General features: G+C 67.6%; 17 protein-coding genes. 2 read left to right on the forward strand and 15 right to left on the reverse strand.

Annotated features, from left to right (window positions below):
* Positions 1-9: 9 nt before the first annotated feature.
* The 9 genes from EU800_RS28120 to amrS all read right to left on the reverse strand — a co-directional run bounded on the left by EU800_RS28120 (position 10) and on the right by amrS (position 14,235).
* The gene (locus EU800_RS28120) at positions 10-2,040 is read right to left on the reverse strand and encodes a VWA domain-containing protein (protein ID WP_129633149.1); all 2,031 of its coding nucleotides are present in this window, start codon (positions 2,038-2,040) and stop codon (positions 10-12) included.
* 18 nt (positions 2,041-2,058) lie between these two features.
* The gene (locus EU800_RS28125; protein ID WP_165354661.1) at positions 2,059-3,852 is read right to left on the reverse strand and encodes an SUMF1/EgtB/PvdO family nonheme iron enzyme; all 1,794 of its coding nucleotides are present in this window, start codon (positions 3,850-3,852) and stop codon (positions 2,059-2,061) included.
* Entirely contained in the window at positions 3,849-4,046 is a 198-nt protein-coding gene (locus EU800_RS28130; RefSeq protein ID WP_165354662.1) for a hypothetical protein, read from the reverse strand. The genes EU800_RS28125 and EU800_RS28130 overlap by 4 nt, the downstream gene beginning before the upstream one ends.
* Positions 4,047-4,158: 112 nt before the next feature.
* On the reverse strand, positions 4,159-4,935 hold the full coding sequence (locus tag EU800_RS28135) for a hypothetical protein (RefSeq protein ID WP_129633153.1): 777 nt from the start codon (positions 4,933-4,935) through the stop codon (positions 4,159-4,161).
* A 38-nt stretch (positions 4,936-4,973) separates the two neighbouring features.
* The gene (locus tag EU800_RS28140) at positions 4,974-7,715 is read right to left on the reverse strand and encodes a S8 family serine peptidase (RefSeq protein ID WP_129633155.1); all 2,742 of its coding nucleotides are present in this window, start codon (positions 7,713-7,715) and stop codon (positions 4,974-4,976) included.
* A gap of 53 nt (positions 7,716-7,768) precedes the next feature.
* Positions 7,769-10,252: a CHAT domain-containing protein gene (locus EU800_RS28145; protein ID WP_129633157.1), complete on the reverse strand. Its 2,484-nt coding sequence runs from the start codon at positions 10,250-10,252 to the stop codon at positions 7,769-7,771.
* Between the two features lie 222 nt (positions 10,253-10,474).
* On the reverse strand, positions 10,475-12,160 hold the full coding sequence (locus EU800_RS28150; RefSeq protein WP_129633159.1) for a cell wall hydrolase: 1,686 nt from the start codon (positions 12,158-12,160) through the stop codon (positions 10,475-10,477).
* A gap of 12 nt (positions 12,161-12,172) precedes the next feature.
* The gene (locus EU800_RS28155) at positions 12,173-12,883 is read right to left on the reverse strand and encodes a hypothetical protein (protein ID WP_129633161.1); all 711 of its coding nucleotides are present in this window, start codon (positions 12,881-12,883) and stop codon (positions 12,173-12,175) included.
* Between the two features lie 245 nt (positions 12,884-13,128).
* The gene (gene amrS / locus EU800_RS28160) at positions 13,129-14,235 is read right to left on the reverse strand and encodes an AmmeMemoRadiSam system radical SAM enzyme (protein ID WP_207209907.1); all 1,107 of its coding nucleotides are present in this window, start codon (positions 14,233-14,235) and stop codon (positions 13,129-13,131) included.
* A gap of 51 nt (positions 14,236-14,286) precedes the next feature.
* Between amrS and amrB the strand changes: the two genes are divergently transcribed.
* A complete protein-coding gene (gene amrB, locus EU800_RS28165) occupies positions 14,287-15,645 on the forward strand; it encodes an AmmeMemoRadiSam system protein B (protein ID WP_165354663.1) in 1,359 nt (452 codons plus the stop codon).
* Positions 15,646-15,680: 35 nt separating this feature from the next.
* Here the strand turns inward: amrB and EU800_RS28170 are convergent, their stop codons facing one another.
* The 6 genes from EU800_RS28170 to EU800_RS28195 all read right to left on the reverse strand — a co-directional run bounded on the left by EU800_RS28170 (position 15,681) and on the right by EU800_RS28195 (position 21,490).
* On the reverse strand, positions 15,681-16,577 hold the full coding sequence (locus tag EU800_RS28170; protein WP_129633167.1) for a LysR family transcriptional regulator: 897 nt from the start codon (positions 16,575-16,577) through the stop codon (positions 15,681-15,683).
* Positions 16,578-16,668: 91 nt separating this feature from the next.
* Positions 16,669-17,724, reverse strand: coding sequence for a branched-chain amino acid ABC transporter permease (locus tag EU800_RS28175; RefSeq protein ID WP_129633169.1), 1,056 nt, complete (start codon positions 17,722-17,724; stop codon positions 16,669-16,671).
* On the reverse strand, positions 17,725-18,753 hold the full coding sequence (locus EU800_RS28180; protein WP_129633171.1) for a branched-chain amino acid ABC transporter permease: 1,029 nt from the start codon (positions 18,751-18,753) through the stop codon (positions 17,725-17,727).
* Positions 18,750-19,472, reverse strand: coding sequence for an ABC transporter ATP-binding protein (locus EU800_RS28185; protein WP_129633173.1), 723 nt, complete (start codon positions 19,470-19,472; stop codon positions 18,750-18,752). The genes EU800_RS28180 and EU800_RS28185 overlap by 4 nt, the downstream gene beginning before the upstream one ends.
* Positions 19,465-20,229, reverse strand: a complete 765-nt coding sequence (locus tag EU800_RS28190) for an ABC transporter ATP-binding protein (protein WP_129633175.1) — start codon at positions 20,227-20,229, stop codon at positions 19,465-19,467. The genes EU800_RS28185 and EU800_RS28190 overlap by 8 nt, the downstream gene beginning before the upstream one ends.
* An 88-nt stretch (positions 20,230-20,317) precedes the next feature.
* Complete coding sequence (locus tag EU800_RS28195) at positions 20,318-21,490, reverse strand: substrate-binding domain-containing protein (RefSeq protein ID WP_129633177.1); 1,173 nt, start codon at positions 21,488-21,490, stop codon at positions 20,318-20,320.
* Positions 21,491-21,793: 303 nt separating this feature from the next.
* On the opposite strand from EU800_RS28195, the gene EU800_RS28200 reads away from it, so the two are divergent.
* Positions 21,794-24,358: an alpha-amylase family glycosyl hydrolase gene (locus tag EU800_RS28200; protein ID WP_129633179.1), complete on the forward strand. Its 2,565-nt coding sequence runs from the start codon at positions 21,794-21,796 to the stop codon at positions 24,356-24,358.
* The last annotated feature ends 139 nt before the right edge of the window (positions 24,359-24,497 follow it).

Here is a 24,497-nt window from a genome sequence, read left to right on the forward strand (position 1 = left end):
CTGCGCGCTTCAGCGAACGATCAGCGTCCGCCGCGCGAGGACGGCGGCATTGGGCCAGCTCATGTAGCGGATCTCGTATTGCCCGGGCTGCGCGGGAGCGACGAGTTCGAAGACATAGAGACCCTCGTCGTCGAGGAAGCCGCCGCCATCGGGTCCAGGGCTGAACCGGTCGTTGAGCGCGCCGGGATACCGGTTGTCCCCGGCCTCCTTCTCCATGAGAAAGACGATGTCGCCGGGCGCGCCCGGCCCCTTCGCGCCCAGTTCGAAACGCTCGCCGCGCTGCACCAGGCGCGGGGCGCTGAGGGCAACCTCCGGCTCGGTGATGGTGATGGCCCGGCGCGCAAGAAGCCCGCCATTCTCGCGACTGAAATAGCGAAGCTCGTACCGCCCCGGCTCGGCCGGCGCGGTGATCTGCGCCGGCGACCCCTTGCGGACGAGGTCGCTGCTCTCGCCGCCGAAATAGCGGTTGTCTTCGGTCCCCTCGGGCATGAAGAACAGGCTGTCCCCCTCCGCGCGCGGCCCGGTGAATTCGACCGATGTCACGGATCCTGCCGGAACTTTGTCCGGCGCGGACAGGCTAGCCGCCAGAAGTGTCACATCGAGTGGAACGCGCGCCAGCACCGTGGCATTGGCCCAGCTGAAGTAGCGGATCTCGTGCCTTCCGGGCGTCGGCGGCACCGGCAGGTCGAGCGTGCCGGGCGCAGTCGCGGCAACCCGGGCATCCTCATCCAGAGGATAGGTGTTCAGCTTCCAGTCGACGGGCGCGACAAACAGCAGATCTCTGGGAGCGGCGGGGCCGCTCCACTCGATGCGGACCATGCCTCCGGCGAGCGCTTCCGGCGGGCTGTCGATAGTGACGGCAGCTTCGGTCACACGGAACGCGGCGCGGTACAGCAGGCCGTCCGCCGCGAGGCGGAAATAGCGCACCTCATAGTCGCCGGGCTCGGCCGGGGCGACAAGCCGGGCGACCGGGCCGTCCCGGACCACGTGCCGTCGATACTCGTCGCGCGCATATTGGTTGTCCGGAGCCCCGCGCGGCAGGATGAACAGGAAGTCGTCGGGTGCGCTGTCGGCGGTCCATTCCACGTCGAGCACCTGGCCCGCTTGCACCGTGTCGCTGGACAGGACCAACCCGACAGGTGCGGTCGCGACGATCTCGACGACGAGTTCTGTCGCCTGTCCGGGGCCAACGCGCGCACGGGCCTCGCCGATTCCGGCCGCGCTCTCGACGACGACATCATATTCGCCCGGCGCCAGCTTCGGCGCCGTGGCGCCGCTGGCGGCTTCGAACGCGGTCACCACCTCAGTCTCGCCGTGAATGAAGGTCCATTGCAGCGCGCCCTTCACCGGGGCCCCTGTCGCGGAGTCACGGGCGACCAGCGCTAGCCCGGCCGGCTCTGCCGGTTCCGGTGCCACCACCTCGCGAACCTGTTCAAGTGCCGCCACGAGTTCGTCGGGCTTGCTCGCCTCGAGAAAGAGTCCGCCGGTAGACTGCGCAAAGCACTTGAGCTGCCGTGTCCCCTCCTCGTCGGCAAGGTCAAAGGCGATCGCGTGGACAGTAAGGTCGACGCCGGTCGCTTCGAGCTCCTCCGCCGTCGTGCAAGGGTCCATGCCGCAGCTTTCGCGCCCGTCGCCGAGGATCACGACCGTGGCACGCTCCTCGGTGTATTTCAGGGATTCTGCCGCCTTCCGGACCGCCGCCGCCAGCGGCGTCTTCCCCTTCGGCTGGATACTGCGGATCGCGGCCCCCAGAAGCTCCGGGTCGAACGGTAAAGGCGGGACGAGTTCCTCGATATCATTGCAATTGCCCTTCTCGCGGTGCCCGAAGGCGACGAGACCGACCTCCGCTTCGGTGGTGATCTCGGCCAGCAGCCGCTCCAAGCTGCGACGGAGAATGACGATCTTGTCCTCGCCATCCACCTCGCCCCACATGCTCCCCGACCCGTCCACGAGGAGGATGAACCGCTCTTGCGCCGGGAGCGCCGTTGCGGTGAAGAGCAGGACCGCCAGCAGGATCGGAAGGGATCGAAGGCTGTTCATGGGGCAAATCCGTTCTGTTCAGTTCGGTTTGACCGGCTCCCCGGTGGAAAGCGGGCGGACGACCCGGAAGCCGAAATCCTCCCGGCTCTGGCCGCGGGGATAGAAAAACCGGTTTGATGCGCGCGTCTCCTCGGGCGGAGAGCGCCAGCTGCCGCCACGCAGGACGCCGGTGCAGGTGGGGCTGTCGTCGACCGTACCGCCGAGGCCGTCCAGATAGGCCGTCGCGCAATTCGCGGTCCATTCCCAGACATTGCCCGAGAGGTCATGGAGGTCGAAGGCATTGGCCTTGTAGCTCGCAACCGGGACCGGCGCTTCGGAAAGATCGCCAAAATTCGCCGCGCCGGGAATCGCAACCGGTCCGGTCGGGAACTTAAGTTGCATGCCGCCGCGCGCGGCGTATTCCCACTCGACCTCCGTCGGCAGCCGATACGCCGCCCCGCTGCGTCGTCCGATCCAGGCCAGGTATTTGTCGAGATCCTCCCAGGTAACACCGGTGACCGGATGGTTGGCAGCGCCCGCTTTCGGCGGGCACGCGAGATCGCTCTCGCACAGGTCCCACTCGGCATGGGTGACCTCGGTCCGGGACATCGCAAACGGGCTGCCGATCACGACCGGGTGTTTCGGCTTCTCCACGTCCGAACCGAAATCGGCCCCCATCTCGAATGCGCCGGCGGGCAGCACCACCATCTCCGGGCATCCGGCGCAATCGGAGAAGGCCTCCGGTAGGTCCGCCGGGCGCGGCGGATCCGGTCGCGGCGATTGGGCCGCGCCACCGCCTGCGCCCGCGCCGAGCGCGGACACGACGTCGCTGGGAGGGGCCGGATCCTGCCGCGACGCCACGGGTTCCTCCCCGGAGCGAAGCGGCACCTCGAAGAAGAACGCGCCGTCGTCGTCATGCAGCGCCGCGACCCGAGGCGACATTTTGTAGGGGCGCCCGAGGCGCCGGGAGTTCAGCCGCTCGATTTCCCTGTCGAGCGTCCGGGCGATGTGGATCTGGATTTCCTGGAGCGACACGAACCCATCCGGATCGCCACCCGCCGCGAGGTCCGCGTTCCGTGCGGCATCGATGAAGGCGTTGGTGAAGAGGCTCCTTCCATTGACGATCAGCGCCTCCTCGTCCTCAAGGCCGGCGGTCAGGATGTGATGCGCGCGTTGCGACAACCGAGCCAGAGTGGTGCGCCGCGGCGCGCTCATGGTCTGGGCCCCGGCGAGCCCGGAAAAACAGGCATCGACGACCCAGAGGCCGTGGCGTGCCCGCGCGAGGTCGAGCGACCAGGCCTGGATCGACTCCATGCTGACCATGGCGCTCCAGTTCGTCCGGCTCCGCGCCTGGCTGGTCACGAGGTAGCCCCGCTTGCGCCCGCCGGCGAGGCTCCGTGTCTCGCCGTGGCCGGAATAGTGAAACAGGAAACGGTCGTCGGGACCGATCCGCGGCGGCAGGACTTCCGTCAGCAACCGTTCGAGGCGGGCCCGCGAGGCCGCCCGGTCGGTCAGCAGGACCACGAGGTCGAACCCCGCCTCCCCGAGCAGGAAATCCCGCATCCGCTGCGCGTCCTCGGTGCGTCCCGGCAGGTCAGCATAGGCCGACTCGTAGTCGCCGATGCCGATCACCACTGCGATCGATTGCCCGAACGGGGTCTTTCCGAAAAGCCGCGCGAAGCGGGGCCAGGGCGGCCCCTCTCGCGCCGAGAAACGGACCTCGCACAGGCCGTTTTCCGGCGCGTGGCCGTCACAGATCTCCTCGAGTTTGTCCGCGACGGCAGCGCCTGCAAGCAGGAAAAGGAGGAATACCGCTGCGACCGCGGCCGTCATCGCTTCCGGATCGTCGCGACCAGCGTCACCAGCGACGTCGCGAGGCCGGTCACCGAGGTCGCCAGTCCGATCCAGGCCAGGGTGGCGTCGCTGTCGCCCATGGTGTCGACGCCCGCGACGGGGCGCATCTGATACCAGAGTGCAAATCCGAGGACTGCTACGAGCAGCCCTCCGTAGAGGAGCCAGGATTTCACCGCACGTCACCATTCCGTTGCAATGGGCACAGTATGCCAAAAATCGGAGACTCTGGCCACGCCCCGGCCGGTTGCCCGGAAGGACGGCGTGCCAGCCATCGCTCCTGGCGGGTCAGATCTCGATATCGGCCACGAAGTCTTGCGTCCGCTCGGCCAGCTTCCTCGCCACCGCGGGCCCTGCCGCCCCGAAGGCCGTCGGGTTGACCGTCATCCGCTTCGAGAAATGGCGCAGCCGCGCCCCGGAATCGGAAAACCGGAAGAACAGCACCTGGGTGACCGCGCGATGCGCCTCCAGCACGAAGGCCGCCAGCGAGATCACCGGGACGCCGTCGACGACATCGGCATAGCTGATCTGGAACTGGTTCGCCTCCGCGCGCTGGCTCGTGCGATCGAAGAGCGTGATCCAGGGGCTGTTCTTGTCCATCGCCGCGAGGCCGTCGAGCACCGCCTTGAGCGCCGTCGCCGCGCCGACCGCCGGCGCCATCACCGCCGTCAGCACCGGAATGATCTCCTTGTGGACCTCGAGCGTCGTCCCGGTCACCTCCTTGAGGGTGATCGCGCGGTCCTCGTCGGTCAGCCCGAGCCCGCCAAGGACCCGGACATATTCCCTGTACCAGGCTTCCGTGTCGCCGCCGGTCTTCTCGATTTGCTTGTCGGCGGCGAGCTGGGCCAGCAGGAAGGCGTTGGCGATCGGTTCGCGCAGGCCCTCGTCGAACCCCTCGGCAAAGGCGGCGATCTGCGACCCGACGGCGACGGAGTCGCTCCCGGTCTTGGTGAAATCGGGGGGCGGAAGAGCTGCCGCCTCGGTTCCACGCAGCGGGCCGAGGCCGATATCGGGCAGATCGAGGGTTTCGACGAATGCAATGGCGGCGGCGGGAGAATCGGACATGGAAACCTCTCAGAAAATCCGGTTGGTGCGGAAGTGGCTCACGCGAGCAGTTGCATGAGCCGTTCGGTGTCGAGCACACCGTAGCCGGCACCGAGATGGTGCCGCTGCGGCAGGCCGCGAACGGAGCGGACCAGCGCCGAGCGGAGCTGGACCGCGTTCCACTGCGGCAGACCGGATTTCTCCCGCGCCGAGAGCGCCAGGGCGAGCGCCCCCGTCACATGCGGCGCGGCCATCGACGTGCCCGTCTTGGCGGTCACCGCCTCGAGATCCGACTGCGCGCTCCAGCAGGAGACGATCTGGTGGCCCGGCGCGCAGAGCTCGGGCTTGCGCCTGCCGTCGCGCGTCAGACCCCAGGACGAGGATCGGTTGAGGCGCAACGGCAAGGCGGAATTGCAGGCGCCAACACAGATCACGCTCTGCGCCGTGCCGGGCACCGAGAGCGTCATCTCCTCGTCCTCCACGGCGAAGCGGACGGCACGGAACCGGTCGCGCTCGACCCAGACATGCACCTCGCCAAGTTCGCTCACCACCGAGCGCCCGTTCAGTTCGAGGGTCCACTGGCCGGGCTGGATCGGCTGCGGACTGGCCTGAATGTCGATGGTCAGCCGGTGGTGGCCGTTGTCGGGATGCCCGCCCGGTCCGGTCATGCCGAGCCGGCAGAGATTGCCACCGAGGACGGCGCTGACATTCCGGTTGTCGATCGAAACCTCGTCGGAACGGTTGCCCGACGGGTCGATCACCGAGAAAGCGACGTCGTCGAGCCCGTCGAACCAGGCTTCGAAGTAATCCGAGCTGCGCAGGCGGGTGCCGCTCAGCCAGCGCAACTCCTCGACGCCCTGGAAGATCTTCTTGAGCGCGTGCCCCGCCTGGCCGCGCTCGTTGCCGGCCGACTTGACGATGACGAAGCCGGGGTCGCGCCCCATGCCGGTCGCCATGTCGAAGGCCGCCTCAAGCGTCGTTGTGCCGTCATGTGCGCCGGCATTCATGCCCTGGCTCACGTTGATCGCGATCGGCCGGGGCAGCGGGCTTACCGAGCTCCGCCCCTCGGCGACTGTCCGCAGGAAACCGAGCGCATCGACATGCGCGTTGGAATAGCCGATCGAGAACGGGTCGCCCGGCGCCTGGCTCAGGCTCGACATCACGACGACGATGCCCGCCTCGGGGGCCATGCCGTCCGGTTGCGCGCCGGTCGCCCGGCCGGCGGCAATACCGGCGACATGCGTGCCGTGCTCGCCACGGTCGCGCAGGCGCACCGGGTGGGTCGGTGAACCGGCAGCATGCGCGGCAATGAAGGCGTCGATCTCGGATTTCACGTAGAGGCGCCCGTAGTCGGACTCGAAGGCCGGGTCGACATCCCTCGGGCTCGGCCCGGTCCGACCCGACTGGTCCCAGACGGCAAGGATCCGGGTCTTGCCGTCCGCCCCGAGGAAGGCCCGGTGCAGGATGTCGACCCCGGTATCGACGATGCCCACGAGCGCCGCGTCACCGCGTTCCCCGGTCGGCGGCCGGTGTACACTGTCGGCGCGGACGAAGGGAAGGCTATCGGAGAGATCGAGGATGCCCGCCTGCCGGCTCGCCTCGATCACCGCTACGTTGGGATCGTTCTCGAGCGCCTCGAGATCCGCCGCGCTGGCGCGGGCGGTGACGATCGTACCCATGCGCGAGCCGACCGGCATGCCGTCCGGCGGCGTCCAGTCGGCGCGTCGCAGCCGCAGCAGCACCGGTTGGCGCCGGACCGGCTCTCCCGCGGCGGTGCCCGGCGCCGCGGGGGCGCCGAAATCGCCTTCCAGGGTCGCGCCGCGCAGCGCGCCGAGGCCGAGATCCTGCTCGACGAGATGCGACACCGCCTCGCCGAGATCCGGCTGCGCCGGCGGAAAGGCCTGTCGGCGCATCAGGTTGACATAGGCGTCGATGCGGTGGTCCTCCACGCCGGGCAGAATGCCCTCGATGGCAATGTCGATATCCTCTTCGACGGTCGGGCCGACATCCTCCGGAAGGATGTCCTGCTCGGCCTCCGGCAGCACGCTGCGCGCAGTCTCGAAGCTCTCGATCTGGTCCCGAAGGTCGTCCAGCACGGTCTCCGAAACCGGGTCGGGGCCGTCATCTTCCGGCGGGCCCGCGTCCGCATCGAGGCTTTCGAACGGGCTGATGCCGCGCAGCGCGCCGACGAAATCGAAGTGATGCAGGCGGCCGGTGTGGCGGTAGAAGGGCGGGATGCGCGCCACGATATCCGTGTCGTTGACGATCCGTGTGTAGCGGTCGCCAAAGATCCCGGCCACGTTGTGCGCCGCATCGGCGTCGAGCAGGCGCGGCTGGCCGAACGTCACGATGCCGCCCGTGGTTCTGGCGGCCTCGGCGGTTCCGCCGAGCAGGGCGACGGCGGCGCCGAGCGAATGCCCGGTGAACCAGACCGTGCGCCCCGGCGCCTCCGCGATCGTCTCGCTGACGATATCGGCCACCAGTTCCCAGCCATGCACGAATCCGACATGCGCATGCCCGCCCGCCGGCGGAAAGGCGCGGGGCGCAAGCCGGATATTGCCGATCCAGTCGCCGAGCCCCTTGGTGCCGCGGAAGGAAGCGACGATCACCTTCGGTCCGACGGCGACGAAGCCTTGCGTGTCGCCGCGGGAGAAGATCCGCCCTCCCATCCGCCAGCGGTCGCGCAGCATGCGCTGGATCTCGACGGGCTGCGCATAGGCAAGCTTGCAGGCCGAAGCCAGGGCATAGGCCTTGCGCCAGGTAAAGGCCGGCCCCTCGAGCCAGGACTGGTCGAATTGCATCTTTGCTGTCTCCCTCTTTGGCGGTTTCTGCCGGCCCGGCGTCCGGAGTCGGGTCAGGCGAACGGATCGAAGGGCGGGACCGGGCAATGCGCGGCCGGATCGCCATAGATCTTGAAGGCGAGCCAGGAGGCATCGCCGAATCCCTTGGCGGCGTTCCGGGCTTCCCGCGCCGCCCGGGCGAGGGACTCGCCGTTCAGCAGCACGCGGTAGAACTGCCGGGCGAAGGCGGCGGCCGGGCGGTCATAGACCGGCCAGGACGATCCCACGAAGGCCCCAGCCCCGCGCTCCATGAAGACCTTCGGCCAGCCACCCCAGGAGGTCAACACCACACCCTCCCGGCCGGTCTCGCAGGCATTGAGGAAAACCAGCGGCCGGCGTGCCTTCAGGCGCGCCTCGGCCTGGATCGACACGGTGTCGACGCCAAGCCGCGTGGCCGCGCCTTCCGGTCCCGGCCGGTCGCCGATGATCAGCCGGGCGCCCTCGATCGCATCATGGTCGCTCTCGGCATGGCAGGCGAGGTGGAGGACGTCGAACTCGCCGCGCGATAGCGTCTCGAGCAATGCATCGACGGTCGGCTCGATCGAGTCGAGACGGATCTGCGGATTTACCAGGGCCGGGTCGGGACCGGTGAAGAAATCGGTCTCGCTGCCGACCGCGGCAAGCGAGCCCATCGGGAAGTTCGCCGCCATCCAGCACCAGTCGCCCAGTTCCAGCGTCTGCGCCGCCTCGACCCCCGCGGAGCTGCGCACGAGCCCGTATTCTGCGAGGAACCTGTCGTCAACCTCCTGGCTGTCGGGATGCTCGAGCCGCACCAGCTCCCATGGCACATAGGGTTCGAAGGAAACCACCTGGATCACTTCGATCCGGTCCCGCATCGGCCAGAGCCGCCGGATCGCATCATCGGGGAAGAGCTCCCGCGACAGCATCTGGCCGATCCGCCTGAGATCGCTCGTCAATTGCCGCAAATCGGCGCTGGACCGGAGCTCCGGGGTCACGCGCTCATAGATGCGGCGTACGAAATCGATCTCGGTCCGCGCCCGGCCACCGCCGGCATCCCGAAGCGGTTCGGAGAGGAAATTCTCCACCACCCCGAGCTTCGGCCCGTAGAGGAAATACTCGTAGCGGAACTCGTCGCCCGTCATCCTTTCGCTGATCCTCAGCAGGAGCGTGCCCGCGTCGGCCACACGCGGCGGGCGCGCCGGAACGCGGCGCGGCGCGGCGACGGTGCTCGCTTCGTCTTCAACCACCTCCATCTCCAGCCCGATCACGCCCAGCTGCGAGCCCTCCTGCAAGAAGGCAAGCTCCATGCGTGCCGCACCCGCTTCACGCCCGCGCACCCGGAAGAACCCCGAGCGCGGCTGGTCGGCCGAAGGTGGGTCCACGACGTGGATAGATTGCCCAATCAACTCGAGCGCTGGCCCGTGCATCGCCAGCATCACGGTGATCGACCGGTCCGTCCGCGCCGCCGTCCGGATCGCGTGTATCAACGGGCGAGCGACCGCGCTGCGTTCGAGCAGGTAGAGGATCGTGGCCTCTGTCCCGACTTCGAGCTCCGCCGGCGCATTGGCCGACAGCGTCATGTCGACGGTCGCGGGCGACGCCGCCTCGGCATCGCCGGCCCCGCGCGGCGCGCCAAGGACGAGCAGGTCGCCGTCCGTGTCGTCGTCCTGAGGTGTCCCGGTTGCGCCGAAGTCGATCTCGAATGCGCCGGGAATGATGTCGTCCTCCTCCGGCGCTGCCGGAGCGTCCGCAGGTTCACGCGGCGCAAATGACGGCTGCGGCCGGTGCTCCTCTGCCGGCGACGCATCGCCCACACCGAACTCCCGGTCGAGGTCGAATTCTTCGAAGGACAACTCGGGTTCGGCCGGCGATCCCTCCTCCTCCGGCGCCGCGGTTTCCTCCATCGGCTCCTCGGCCGCATCTTCGTAGCTCGGTTCGGCGCTCGGCGCGCTCTCTTCCATTGCGCCGCCATCGTGGCGCGGAAACTCGAGATCGAAGTCCAGATCGTCGACGGACGGCATCGGGGCAACCGGACCCAGGTCTCCTTCTGGAGCACCGGCATCTTCCAAGTCGAAATCCGCCTCCACTGGGAAATCGGAGCCAGGCAGGTCGAGCTGCGGGGACGCGACATCGGGTTCGGCCGGATAAGCGAGCGCGACGACGCTTCCCGTGGAGTCGAACTCGACAACCCTCTCGGCCGCTGGCCCCTGGCGGTTGTAGGTGTCCTCGGTGACGACCCGGTCGCCGCGCGCCTGAAGGCTCGACCCCCATTCATGGAGGCCCAGACCGTCGACCAGGGCCACCTGCCAGTGCGCGCCCGGCTCTCCGGCGATGTCGCGGATTTCCTCCACACGAAAGGCGTAGACGAAATGCTCCCCGGTGAATTCGTGCCGGCGGCGGACGACGACCCAGTCCGGGCGCGTCGATTCGATTGCCGACATCAGACTGCCGAGGCTGCGTTCAGCGGAAACCGTCAAAGCATTGGGCTGCCGTTCCACCCGTGGTTCGGCGCCGAAAAAATCGAAAAGACGTGTCATTCGCGCCGCTCCATTTGCCGGAATGGATCTGGCGCCGCGCCCGACGGAATTGGGCGAGGGCCGAAAATGGTCTGCGGGAAAGGTCTGAATTCCATGATCCAATCACCGACGAAATACCAATATCCGACCCGCATCCGGGATCCGGAATGGAAAATAATTCGCGCGCCTGATCCGGAATTTACCACGCCGAAGCATTTGGCGCTACCGCGCGTTGCCCTGACGTCAGCGAATCCCGCTCCAGAACAGGTGCCTTCCGATGGTCGCGACCAGAGTCGCCCCGGGGGATTTCCGGACCCAGCGTGGCTGGGCAATACTGCTCGCGTAGTAATGCAGGGCGCCGGCAACCCGGACAGGCAGACGGCCGAAGACCGCTGCCGCCGCGATCTCGAGCAGCGCGTCGAAGACCGGGTTCGCGCCGGGTTCCAGCGCCTCGATGACGCGCCGGTTCGGATCGGATTCGTTCCAGCAGGAGAATTGCCACCGTTGCAGGCAGACCTTCGCAATCGTGTTCGGATAGCGCGCCGACCGGACGCGGTTCAGGATCACGTTGGCCACGGCCTCCTGCCCCTCGCGCGGCTCGCCCCGCGCCTCGCCGTAAAGCGTGCGGGCGAGCGTCAGGATCTCGGCCTCGATCGCGGCGTCCCGAACCGGTGGCGCCGCAGCCAACGCCGGGCGGTCGGCCACCGGCGCCGCCTCCCAGATCTCGCCCAGCCCGAGGGCGCGGCCGGTCTCCGGCCCCAGTTCGCCATCCACCGCCAGACCGCGATCCTCCTGGAAGGCGGCCACCGCATCGGCCGTCGCGGCGTCGTAGATGCCGTTGACCTGACGCTCGACGAGCAGGCTCAGCTCGACGAGCCGCGTCTGCGCGCGCTCGACGATGGGGCTGTGGCCCGCTGGCGGGTCGAGGAGCTTGAACACCAGCAGGTCGCTGCCGATCCCGTCCGGCAGGTCGTAGAGGACGCCGGGCAGCAGCACCGCGCAATCCCAGCTTCGGTTCAACGCATTGTGCTGGCAGACACCGCGAGCGCGTCCATGCGCCTCGTAGGTGTCGCCGCCATTCCCGAGGGAAATCGCGACATGCCCGTAGGGCGGTGGCGACCCGCGCGGCGGAAAGCGCAACAGGATCGCGCCGGGGATCTGCAACGCATCGCGCCAGGCGATCTTCAGACCGCGGTCGACCGCGTCCCGTTGCCAGTAACCCGAATAGGAGTTGAACCGCTTCTGCGGATCGCGGTTTACGCCATAGGGGATGCGATAGGCCCGCCAGGCGCAATAGGAGGCGTATTCGGCGCAGTCGAACGGGCCGGACCAGTTCGGGTCGTCGTAATCTGGCGTCGGCGAGAAGGCATAGCGCTGACCGATATGGCGGCGGGCGATGTCGAGGATCGCCGCGCCGAGCCGGAAAGCAACCGGGGACGAGCCGTCATCTGCTGCCGGCTGAACCGGCTCCGCGGTCGTCGCCGGGGCGTCATGCGTCGGCGGCGCGAGCGGTTGGGCCAGCAGCGCGGCCTCGAACGCCTGGCCGGGCGCGGCGTCCGGAGTGATCCACTCGGTGCCGGCGATCCAGTGGACGAGGCCGCGCAGCGCCGCCACCGTCACCGCCCGCATCGCCTCCTCGCCGCCGGCGTCCAGCGCTTCGGCGAGGCCGCGCGCGAGCACAATGGTGTTGCGCCGCGTCGAAATGTAGTGGCCCCGCGGATCGCTCCCTTCGATCTCGCCCGGCTCGGCGAGAGCGATCCAGGGATTGGTCGGATATCCGAGCGCATGGTCCAGCTTGTCGAGCCTGCCCGCACAGGCCGCCTCCAGCGCTTCCCGGAGCGCGGGATTGGCCGCGACACTCTCGGAGAGCCCCTCGATGGCGCCGCCGAGTTGCGGGAAATCGTCCGAAATGCTCGCCGCGATACGCATGGCGCCACTCCCTCAGTCGAAGTCCGGAATGTCGAATGTCTCGACAAAGAGCGGGAAAAGGTCGATCGGGCTGAGATGGCCGATCTCTGCTGTTCCGTCCCCGGCCGGAATGCCGAAACGCGCCTTCTCCTCAGCCGTGAGATTCTCGATGTTGACGGTAAGATGCGTGGCGACAGCATCGATGGTCGCGGCGTCGGCCAGGCCGCTGCAATCCGCACCGCCGCAGTCGATGCCGAAAGAGCCCCCGGTTCCTTCGGACGTCAGGAACGCCTGCACCCGCCGGACGATCCGGCTCGGCGCCATCGGGTCTGCCGCGTCCGCTACGGTGGCAACCGCGCTGTCTGTCCCGGGACCGGCCGACGCGAGCGAGAGCACGCCCGGAAAGTCACACCGGATCGCCTGCGGGCCGCTCCCGAGCAGGAAGGTCTCGCCGATCTCCATCGCGTAAGGGCCGACCTTGCAGAAATAGGCGTAGCTCTCCGGGCAAACACTGCCTTCGGAAACCCACTGCCCGTCCTCGCAGGAATGCAGGACCGATACCACGTCGGTTCCCTGCGTCCGCGGGATGCAGGCAGAGGAACCGCTGGAATAGGCAGCTCCGCCGAGCGTGCAATCCGCGGCGGCAACTCCGGCGGACGGCAGGATCAGACAAAGAATCGCGAGCGCGGCTCGGAGGCGAAGCGGGTCGTCGGCGGCAGTGACGTGAGGTCGTCCTTTCGGCATGGCAATCCTCGTTTCGTCGTCGCGGCGTTCCCGCCGGTCCGGCCCGGCAGGACGGGGATTTCGCGCTATTGCTGTGCGCTGCAACCTATCCGGGAAGCTTCGCACCCGGCTTTCGAACCTGTCAAGAAAATTGACGTAAGGTCACATCCGGCCCGCTGGAACTGCGGCGGGCCGTGATCGCGGCGACGAGCAGGGTGTTTGTCGGGCCAACAGGCCGGGTGGAATGGCCGCCGGGGCAGGACGTGTCAGGTGGGGGCAGAAATCCGGACCGGCTGACGCTTGCGGCCCCAGTTGCCCGGCGGCCCCTCGATCACGCCGGGAAAGCGGTTTCCGCAGGACCGGCAGCACCCGTCATCGGTCAGGTTCCAGTCGGTGAGGAGATACCAGTCGCGGCCGATCACCCGTTCCCCGCAGCCCGCGCAATAGCTCGACTGCCCGTCCAAGTGGTGCGTGTTGCCGACATAGACATGGTGCAACCCCGCGGCGCGGGCGATGTCCCGCGCGCGCAGCAGCGTTGCCTGCGGCGTCGGCGGCACGTCGGACATCCGGTGGTCGGGGTGAAAGGCCGAGAAATGCAGCGGGACGTCCGGGCCGAGCCGGTCCATGATCCATTCCGACATCTCGGTCAACTCACGGTCGCTATCGTTGTGGCCGGGGATCAGGAGCGTGGTCAGTTCGAGCCAGCAGTCGGTTTCCTTGGCCACATATTCGATGGTTTCCAATATCGGGGCGAGATGCGAGGCCGTGAGGTCGTGGTAGAACCTCTCGGTAAAGGCCTTCAGGTCGATATTGGCGGCATCCATATGCGCGAAGAACTCCGACCGTGGCTCGGGACAGATATAGCCCGCGGTCACTGCGACGCTGCGGATGCCCTTCGCATGGCAGGCCGCCGCGATGTCGACGGCGTATTCATGAAAGATCACCGGGTCGTTGTAGGTATAGGCGACCGATGCCGCGCCGGCTCTCTCGGCCGCATCGGCGATCATCTCCGGCGTGGCGTGGTCCGAGAGGCTGGCGACCTCGCGGCTCTTCGAGATCTCGTGGTTCTGGCAAAACTTGCAGGCGAGGTTGCAGCCCGCGGTGCCGAAGCTGAGGACCGGCGTGCCGGGAAGGAAGTGGTTGAGCGGCTTCTTCTCGATCGGGTCGATGCAGAAGCCCGAGGAGCGGCCATAAGTGTCGAGAACGATCCGGTTGCCCTCGGCCTTGCGCACGAAGCAGAGCCCACGCTGGCCTGGCTTCAACGCGCAGAAGCGCGGGCAGAGCTCGCAGACGAGCCGCCCGTCCTCGGGCCGGGATGACCAATAGCGCGCGGTATGCAGCGGAGCCTCTCCTTTTGTGGTATCATGTATCATATAGGGCGCCATGTCCCCGACAGACAGGGGGCGACGATCATGGAATGGAAGATGTCCGAACGCCATTGCCGTTTCGCCGGCACGTTCTTTCCGGCTGACGCCCGGGTCCTCGCCGCCGAAGTCGAGGCCTGCCTGCAGGCAGCAGGGGAGGCCGGCGCGGCACCGCCCTGCGCCATCGTGTCGGCTCACGCCGGATACGCCTATTCGGGGCGCTTCGCCGGGCTGTCCTTCGCGTCGGTGACCTGGACGCCCGCGCGGGTTGTCGTCGTGTCACCCTCGCACCGGTACTGGTTTCGGGGCCTTGCGTTCCCGAGCCAGGACGTCTTCGCGACCCCGCTCGGTCCCCTTGCCATCGACCGGCGCGCCTGCGCCGCCCTCGCCGACGCCGGCCTCGCGCATCAGGAAGACGCCGCACATGACAACGAGCACGGGATCGAGACCCAGCTTCCCTTTATCCGCAGCCTCTGGCCGGAAGCGAGACTCGTGCCGCTCGTCTGCGGCGACGTGCCGGCCACGCAGGTGGCCGCCGCACTGGACGCGCTCGCGGATCCTGACACGCTCACGGTCCTGTCCTCCGATCTCAGCCACTTCCTGACCCAGGACGAGGCGACGCGGAAAGACGCCGAGACCGCGCGTCTGATCGAGACCGGCGAGGCGGAGGCACTGAGACCCGACAATGCCTGCGGCGCCACCGGCCTCCGCGGCTGGCTGCTCTCGGAGGCCGGTCAGGGCGCCAGGGCGCTGCGGCTCGGCATGGGCGACAGCGCAGCGGTGACCGGGGATCGCGACAGGGTCGTGGGCTATGGCGCCTGGGCGTTCTACCCGTCCGGTGCGGCGATGCTGACCCATGGGGCGCGTTCCACGCTGCTCGGGATCGCGCGGGACGCGATCCGGACCCGTCTTATCGGCGGGCGCGCGGCGCCGCACGCCGAAAGCAATCTCACGCCGTTGCAGACCTTTGCGGCAAGCTTCGTGACCCTCACCGAGGCTGGCGCACTGCGCGGTTGCATCGGCTCGCTCACGCCCCACCGCCCGCTCGTCGAGGACGTTGTGGAAAACGCTCTGCGCGCGGGCTTTCATGACCCGCGCTTCCCGCCCGTGACCGCGGAGCTGCTGGACCGCCTGCGGATCTCGATATCCGTGCTGGGCCGGCCAAAGCCGCTGCGCTGCGCCGACGAGGCGGAGGCCCTCGCCCGGATCACGCCCGGCAAGGATGGGCTCATCCTGTCCTCCGGTGGCCGCCGCGGTGTGTTTCTGCCGTCGGTCTGGGAGACGCTCGCCGACCCGCGCGCCTTTCTCGAGGGGCTCAAGCGCAAAGCCGGCCTGCCGCCGGACCACTGGGGCCGCGACTACGTGCTTGAGACATTCCGCGTGGAGAGTTTCGCAGAGCCGGGTCCGGCGATGTCGTAGCGGGTTGGCACAGCCGGCCCCTTGCCTCCGTCTTGTCAGGGATCCCGGTTCTTCAGCGCTGCGCGAAGGTGCTCGATGAAGGCCGAGACCTTCGCATCCATGCCGAGGCGCGAGGCGGTCACGGCGAAGATCTCGGGCGCCGGCAACTCGTGCTGCGGCAGGACGCGGACGAGGTCGCCGCGCGCCTCCGTCCCGCGAGAGACGAAATCCGGCAGCGTGCCGACCCCCTGACCAGCGACCAGAAGGTCGCGCAACACGAGGCTGTTGCCGACCCGAACCCGCGGGTCGAGCGGGATGACGGCCTCGCCGTCCGGCCCGGCCAGCGTCCATTCCGTCAGGTGATCGGCGAGCAGGAATCCAACGATACGATGCGCGGAGAGGTCTTCGGGCGTGCGTGGCGTCCCGGCGCGCTCCAGATAGGCGGGCGCGGCAAAGATCCGCTGGCGCATGATGCCGATCCGCCGGGCGAGCAACGAGGAGTCCGGCATCGCCGGCCGGATGCGGATCGAGACATCGAAACCGCCCTCGATCATGTCGACGACCCGGTCGTCCATCGACAAGGTAAATTTCAGGTCCGGATAGGCAGAGAGGAAATCCGGCAGCAGGGGCGCGATCACCATCTGCCCGAAGGAGCTCGACGCGTTTACCCGGAGGTGGCCCCGGATCACGCCGGTGCCGGCGCGGATCCTGTCCTCAACCTGTCCGACTGCGCCGAGAATGCCCAGGGATTCCTCGTAGTAATGGCGGCCGGCATCGGTCAGCGACATGCGGCGCGTGGTGCGCGTGATCAGGCTGCATCCGAGGCTCTTTTCCAGAAGCTTGAGTTCCCGGCTCAGAAGCGCTGCGGACACGCCGAGATCCTCCGCGGCGCGCGCGATGCTGCCGCGTTCGACGATCCGGCAATAGGCGTTCATCACCGAGAGCTTGTCCATGCGCCGTATCCTCGGGGCTCACTTAAATGATGTCGATGCCTTTCCCGGAGGCCACCGCCATTTCACTGGCGGCCCGGTCGGACCCGGGCCGTCACTCGCCGCGCAACCGCCCGGCGATTCCGGTCGGGAAGAAATAGACGCTGAGCACGAAGAGCACACCCAGCCAGAGCAGCCAGCGGTCGGGATCGAGCAGGCCGGGCAAGAGCGGCACACCTTCGAGCCCGGCCGCGGCGGCGCCCATCAGGCCCTGAAGGTAGTTCTGCGCCAGGATAAAGAGCGTCGCGCCGATCACCGCACCATACATCGTTCCCATGCCGCCGATGACCACCATCAGCAGGATGTCGACCATGATCTCGAAGGAGAGCGTGGTGTCCGGGCCGACATAGCGCAGCCAGATCGCATAGAGCGACCCGGCCAGTGCCGCGGCAACCGCAGAAACGCAGGTGGCGATCGTGCGGTAATAGACCACGCGGTAGCCGATCGCCTCGGCGCGGAAGTCGTTCTCGCGGATCGCCTGCAAGACCCGGCCGAAGGGCGAGTTGACGATGCGCAGGAGGACCAGGAAAAGCGCGGTCGAGGCAGCGAAGACGAGGTAGTAGTTGAGGAGCTTGCCGTTGATACGCACGCCCAAGACGGGCTCGTCGAGGTATTTCTGGGCCGCCGTGAGCGCGCGCGGAATCTGGTAATTGAGCCCGTCCTCGCCGCCGGTCAGCCCGGAAAGCTGGCTCACCAGCACCGCGACGGCGGAGGCGACGGCAAGCGTGATCATGGCGAAAAAGATCGCCCGGACGCGCAGCGAGAAGAGCCCGATCAGAAGCGCGAAGACCGCCGCCGCCAGCGCGCCGGCCAGCGTGCCGAGCACCAGCGCGTCGAACCCGCGCCCGAGATGGGTCGAGGCGAGCGCCACACCATAGGCCCCCATGCCAAAGAACATGGTATGAGCAAAGGAGACGATGCCGGCATAGCCGAGCGTCAGGTCATAGCTCGCCACCAGCAGGATGAAGACGCAGATCCGCGCCGCGGTGTCGACAGAGCGCGTGCCGGGAAAGAGGAAGGGCGCAAGCGCCAGGCAGAGGAAAATCGCCAGCAGGATCAGTGCCAGCGGGAGCGAGCGGGGGCCGTCGCCGGAGAGGAGCCGTGTCAGCATCTATTTCGCCTTCACCACCGGCATCATGCCCTGCGGCCGCCACATCAGGATCGCCACCATCAGGCCGATATTCGAAATCAGCGCCAGCTTCGGCTGCAGGAACGCGATGTAGTTCTGCATCAGCCCCACGAGCAGCGCGCCGATGAAACAGCCCTCGACCGAGCCCAGCCCGCCGATGATGACGACGATGAAGATCAGCACCATGAGGTCCGCGCCCATATGGGCGGTGATGACCTCCTGGTAGAGCCCCCACATCACCCCGCCGAGCCCGGCGAGCGCCGAGCCCGCGACGAAGACGCCGACGAAGACCAGCCGCAGGCGGTAGCCCAGCGCCTCGACCATCTCGCCATTCTCAACGCCGGCGCGGACGATCAGACCGATCTTGGTCGATCGCAGGATCCAGCGCATCGCGAGGAAGAGCGCGAGGCCGAAGCCCACGGCGACGAGCCGATACTTCTCGATCGCAGCGCCGGCAAAGGTGACGGCGCCCTTGAGCGCCTCGGGCCGGGTGAAGAAGATCTCGTCCGGACCCCAGAGAACAAGGATCAGTTGCTCGACGATGATCAGCCCGCCCATGGTGACAAGGATCTGTTTCAGATGCGCGCCATAGACCGGTTCGACGATCACCTTCTCGAAGGCGAGGCCGAGCGCGGCGGTGGCCAGCGCGGCGCCGAGGATCGCCAGCAGGACCGCCGCAAGGTTGAGCCAGAGGGATGGCGTGCCGGTCATGGAACCAAGCGCCAGCAGGATCGAGATGCCGACAAAGGCGCCGACCGAGATGAAGGCGCCGTGGCCGAAATTGATCACGTCCATCAGGCCGAAGACCAGCGTCATGCCGGAGGCCATGATGAAGATCATCATCCCCATTGCGAGCCCCGAGACCGTGAGCGTGAGCCAGGAAGTGGGCGACGGGATCGCCACCAGCCCGAGACCGGCGAGAAGCGGCACCAGGATCAGCGGCAGGTGCGGCTCGAGCCGCTGCCAAATTCCGGTCCGCGCCATGGTGGGGGTATGGTCGGGAGCGCTCATGCATTCTCCATGTTGAGGCCCATCAGGCGTTCCTGGAGCGCCGCGTCTTCGGCCAGCTCCCGCATTTCGCCGGCCCAGATCGTGCGGCCGTCATCCATCACGGCGCAGGTATCTCCCAGAAGTTTCGCCACCCCGAAATTCTGCTCCACCATGAGGATCGAGGCGCCTTGCGCCTTCAGGTCGCGCAGCGCGCCGGCCATGGTCGCGACGATGGCCGGCGCGAGCCCCTTGGTCGGTTCGTCGATCAGGTAGAGCCGGCGCTCCTCGGCCATGGCGCGCGCGATCGAGAGCATCTGTTTCTGCCCGCCCGAAAGATTGCCCGCCGGCTGTTTCCAGAAGGTCCGGATCGGCGGAAAGGCGGCAAAGATCCAGTCGAGCCGCGCGGGGTCGAGCGGGCCGGAGGCGGCGGCGAGCACCATGTTCTCTTCCACCGTCAGGTCGGAGAAGATGCCCATATCCTCCGGCACGAAGCCGATGCCGGTGCGCGCGATGGCGGGCGTGGAGAGCACGGCGATGTCCTGGCCGTCGAAGAGGACGCGGCCCGCATGTGCCCGCCAGAGCCCCATGATGGTGCGCAGGGTCGTCGTCTTGCCGACGCCGTTGCGCCCCAGGAGCATGGTCACGCCGCCTGCCGACACCGCGAGATCCACGCCCTGGAGGATGTGATACTGGGCGATGTTGGTGCACACGCCCTCGAGTTTCAGGATCGGCTCAGACATCTTCCAGCGCCTTGCCCATATAGGCCTCCTGCACGACATCCGAGGCCATGACCTCGGCCGGCGGACCGTCCGCGGCCAGCGTGCCGTTGTGCAGCACGATGATCCGGTCGGCCAGCGTGCGGATCACGTCCATCTTGTGTTCGACCAGCAGGATGGTTCGCGTGACGTCGTCCTTTAGCCCGGCGATCAGGTCGAGCACCACCGGCGCCTCGTCCACCGACATGCCCGCGGTGGGCTCGTCGAACATGTAGACCTTCGGGTCGAGCGCGATCAGCATCGCGACCTCGAGCTTGCGCTGGTTGCCGTGGGAGAGCTCCGAGACCGGCTGGCCCGAGAGATCCCAGAGGCGCACGCGCGCGAGGATCTCCTGTGCCGCCTCGCTGATCTCGGCATGGCTCATCGCCATTGAGAAGAGGTCGAAGCCGCGGTGGCAGCGCGCCTGGATCACCAGCCGGACGTTCTCGAAGACGCTGAGGCCGGGAAAGAGGTTGGTCAGCTGGAAAGCCCGGCCGATGCCGCGCCGCGTGCGCTCGGCGACGGGCAGACGGGTGACCTCCCGCCCTTTGAGCAGAACCTTGCCCGCGCTGGCGGGGACCTGCCCCGAGATCAGGTTGAAATAGGTGGTCTTGCCCGCGCCGTTGGGTCCGACGATCGCAGTCAACTCGCCGGCGCGAAAATCGCAGGTGACGTGATCCACCGCAACGTGGCCGCCGAAACGGACGGCCAGGTCGCGGGTCTGAAGAAGCGATGCGGTCATCGGTGCGTCCGGATGGTTCCGGGAAATCGGGGCCCGCCCGGTGCTGCCACCGGGCGGGCGCGTCGCGTCGGGCGCCGGATCCGGCGGATCAGTTGCGGATCGGGATATCCATGTCCTCGATCGTCAACTCCCGCACCAGTTCGGGCACACCGTAATCGACACCGTCCTTCACGACCGTCTTGAAGTGATACATCGACTGCAGCGCCTGGTGGTCCTCCGGCCGGAACACCATCCGGCCTTTCGGCGTCTCCCATTCCATGCCTTCCATCGCCGCGATGAGATCCTCGGTGTCGAACGAGCCGGCTTTCTTCAGCGCCTCGACGACGGCGATCCCCGCCGCCATGCCGCCGGCAGTGAAGAAATCGGGCGGCGCGTCGAAGCGCGCCATGTGCTCCTTCACCAGCCAGTCGTTCACCTCGTTCTGCGGGATTTCGTAGTAGTAATAGGTCGCGCCCTCCATGCCCGGCAGTTCCTTGTAGGCGGTGAGTGCGGCAAGGATGTTGCCGCCGGTGGAGATCTCGATGCCGTACCGACCCGGATCCATCGCGTTGATCTTGCCCATCGGGTTGCCGCCGCCGGCCCAGATGATCCAGAGTTTCTTCTCGCCCTCGATATCCTTCAGAGCGGTGAAGATCCGCTCGGCGGCCGCGGTGAAATCGGTCGTGTCGGTGGGCACGTATTCCTCATGGGCGAGCGTCGCGCCGGTCGCCTCGAGCGCCTCCCTGAAGGCGGCCACCCCGTCGCGCCCGAAGGCGTAATCCTGCGCCAACGTGGCCACGGTCACGCCCTCGCCGCCGATCGCCACGGCGTTCGAGATCGCGTCCTGGCTGGAGTTGCGCCCGGTGCGGAAGACATAGCGGTTCCAGTTCTCGCCTGTGATCGAATCCGCCACTGCCGGCTCAACGATCAGGATCTTCTCGTATTCCTCGGCCACAGGCAGCATCGCCAGCGCCACGCCGGAGCTGACCGGCCCGACCGCCAGCGCGACATCGTCGTCGCCATAGGCTTCCTCGAGCAGCGCCTTGCCGATATCGGGCTTGAGCTGGGTGTCTTTCTCGATGATGACGATCTTCTCGCCATTCACTTCCCAGGTTCCGCCGGTCGCATATTCGATCCCCATTTCAAGGCCGACATGGCTCTGCTTGGCATAGGCCTCGAAGGGTCCGGTCTTGCCGTAGACATGGGCAATCGTGATCTCGGCCTGTGCGGGACAAGCTATGGCAAGTGCCGCGGCGATGCCGGCGGCCAGAAATGTCTTCATGGATGTCCTCCCCTTGCATCCCGAGGATGCGATCTGTGTCCGGTGCGTGTCGCGCGGTGCGTCCGCGGGCGCGGCGCGGAACCGCCCTACGGCATCCCCAGTTCAGACAGATCGCGGCAGGATTGCAATTGCCGAGCGTGAAATAATCGCTCCGCGCGCCGGATTGACGGGTTTTTCTCCGCATTTCTGCGCAAGTAGCGCACCCTCTGCCCGCGACGAGGCTACCGATGCCGCGCGCGGCAATGGTAGACTGGTCGCGAGGAGGGGCTGCAGGGATCCCTGCGGCTTCAAGGGACGGATCACATGGCTCAGGTCACATTCTGGTATCACACCGGGCTGACGCAACGCTGCCTCGGGGAGACCAGCGTCTTTCACGGGCGCAGTCCGCTTCTCGCAGGAAGCTGGGACGAAGCCGGGCGCCCCTCGCGCGACTGGACGCGCAGTCCGATGCGGCAGGTCGAGGACGAGAGCGGCTGCGTCGCCTTCACCGCCACGGTCGAACTCGACGCCGCGCCCGGCCAGCGCCTCGACTGGGGAGTCGGGCTCCAGGGGCCGCACGGCGGCGAGGTCTGGGCCATTCCGACCGAGATCGGCCGGAGCGACAGCAGCGCGAGATTCTGCAGTTTCGACGTCGGCGACGGCGCTCAGGAGGTCCGCTACCGGCTGACGCATCTCCGCTGGCTCGGCGCCAACCGCGTCCGGCGCGCTGGCGGCGCCGATGGTCTGCGCTTCGTGGTCTGGGCGCCCAATGCACAGGCCGTCGAACTGGTCTTCGGCGCGACCTGGGACGGAACGGATCCCGGGCGACACCCGGCCGATCGCGCCCTGCCGCCCGACCACATCCGCGGCGGCTATATCGCCGATGACGGGTCCGGCCGTCGCAGCGACCTGCCGGCGATCCCGCTCACCCGCTGTCCGGACGGGACCTGGGTGAGCGACCCACGGGACCCGGGCCTGCCCGAGGGCGGCGTCTATCGGCAACACTTGCCCTACATGTACCGGATCACGCGCGAAGACGGGTCGGTTCGCTACCGGAGCGACATCTACTCGCGCCTCCAGATCGGCCGGGGCGCGATGAATCCGCGGGGCGCGGCCTTCGACGGACCGGTCTCCGATCTCAGCGGCTCGGTGAGTTGCTCGGTGACCGTCGATCCCGACCGCGTCACCGCCTATCTCCGGGAGTCCCCGCCCTATCTCGAGGGGGCCGAGCCGGTCTGGCCGGAGCGCCATTTCATCGACGCCACGGAGTTCTGGCGGGATGAGTTCACCGAAGGCAGGCGGCCGCCGAACCGGATCGAGGACCTGATCATCTACGAACTGCATGTCGGCGCGCTCGGGTTCGGCCGCCCCGGCCCGGGCACGCTCGAGGATGCCATCGGCCTTCTCGACCACATCGCCGCCGCGGGTTTCAACGCGGTGGAACTGCTCCCGCTGGCGGAATTCGCCGGCAGCGGCGAGAACTGGGGTTATGCGCCGTCACATCCTTTCGCGATCGAGTCGAGCGCCGGCGGGCGCGATCATTGCAAGTTCTTCGTCCGGGAATGCCACCGGCGCGGGCTCGCGGTCCTTCTCGACGTTGTCTTCAACCATTTCGCGCATGACGCGGAACGGTCCACCTCCGCATATGACTCGCCCTATCCCCAGAACGACTTCTACTACTGGTACGAAGGGCACCCCTCGCAGTACCGGGAGCGCGACGGCGGCTATCTCGACAATCTCTCGACTGCCTATGCGCCACGGTTTTCCGAGGAAATGGTCCGAAAGATGTTCATCAGCAGCGCGATCGCCCTGCTGACGGAATTCCATGTCGACGGGTTCCGGGTCGACCAGACGACGTCAATCCACAGCTACAACCGGCTGCATGCCGACGGCCGGCCCGTCCCGGCCGCCAATGCATTCGGCGGCAAGTTCCTGCGCGAATTCGGCCGCAGCCTGCGCATGGTTCGCCCGGACGTGTTGCTCATCGCCGAGGACCATTCCGGGTGGGAGGAGATCACCCGGCCCGTCGAGGCCGGCGGCATCGGGTTCGACGCGCGGTGGTTTTCCGACTTCTATCACAATCTGGCCGGGGACACCGGGCGCGCCGGCAGGTCTGCGAACCTGCTGCGCCAGGCAGCCGTCTCGATGGGCCGCGGCGGCCTCGCGATGGACCTCTTCGCGAGCGTCCTTGCGGCCACGGCCGACCGCAGGGTCGTCTATCCGGAATCGCATGACGAGGCCGGAAACAGCAGCGGCGCCTTCGAAGACCGGCACATGACGGATGCGGGCAAGGAATTCACCTCGCACCGGTCTCTCGTGGTCGCGGCCAACGCGGCGCCGCTCATCGGGGCAACGCGCGCCTATGCCGAGGCGCGTGTGCGCTTCGCCTGGGGCATGACCGCACTCTCTGCGGGAACCCCGATGACCCTATTCGGAGAGGAGGTCGGCGCGGTCAAGCGCTTCAAATACAACGCAGTTCTGGATCACAAGGAGGATCTTCTCGGCCTCGCGCAGCGAGACGGTGCGGGGCTCTATGCCTTTTTCCGGGAGGTCAACGCACTGCGTGCGGCGCGGCCGGCCCTTCGGAAACGGCAGATCGAGATCCTCTATACGCACAATGCGAACCGGGTCATCGCCTTCTCCCGGTGGGACGAGGCAGAAACCTATCTCGTCGTCGGTAGCCTGAACGATCGGCCGTTCCCTCACGGCTATGTTCTGGTTCATCCCCGGATCGGGACACGGCCCTGGACCGAGGTCTTCTCCAGCGACGATCCGGGCTATGGCGGCGACGGGATCTGCAATCCCGGTCCGATCGACAGCACCTCGGGGGCCATCGACATTCGGCTCCCGCATGCCGGTTTCGTGGTGCTGAGATCCCATACAGCGTGACCGCGGGGCGCGCCTTGGGCCACCGGCCGTGAGCGCGAGACTGCCCCGGAAGTTGCCCAGTCAGTTCGGGCCGCCGCGGCCGACGCGCGGACGATCAAGGCGCCAAGGCGGACCCCTGCAAAGTGCCAATTCAGGCACT

The sequence above is a fragment of the Tropicimonas sp. IMCC6043 genome (assembly GCF_004146235.1).
Lineage (GTDB): Bacteria > Pseudomonadota > Alphaproteobacteria > Rhodobacterales > Rhodobacteraceae > Tropicimonas.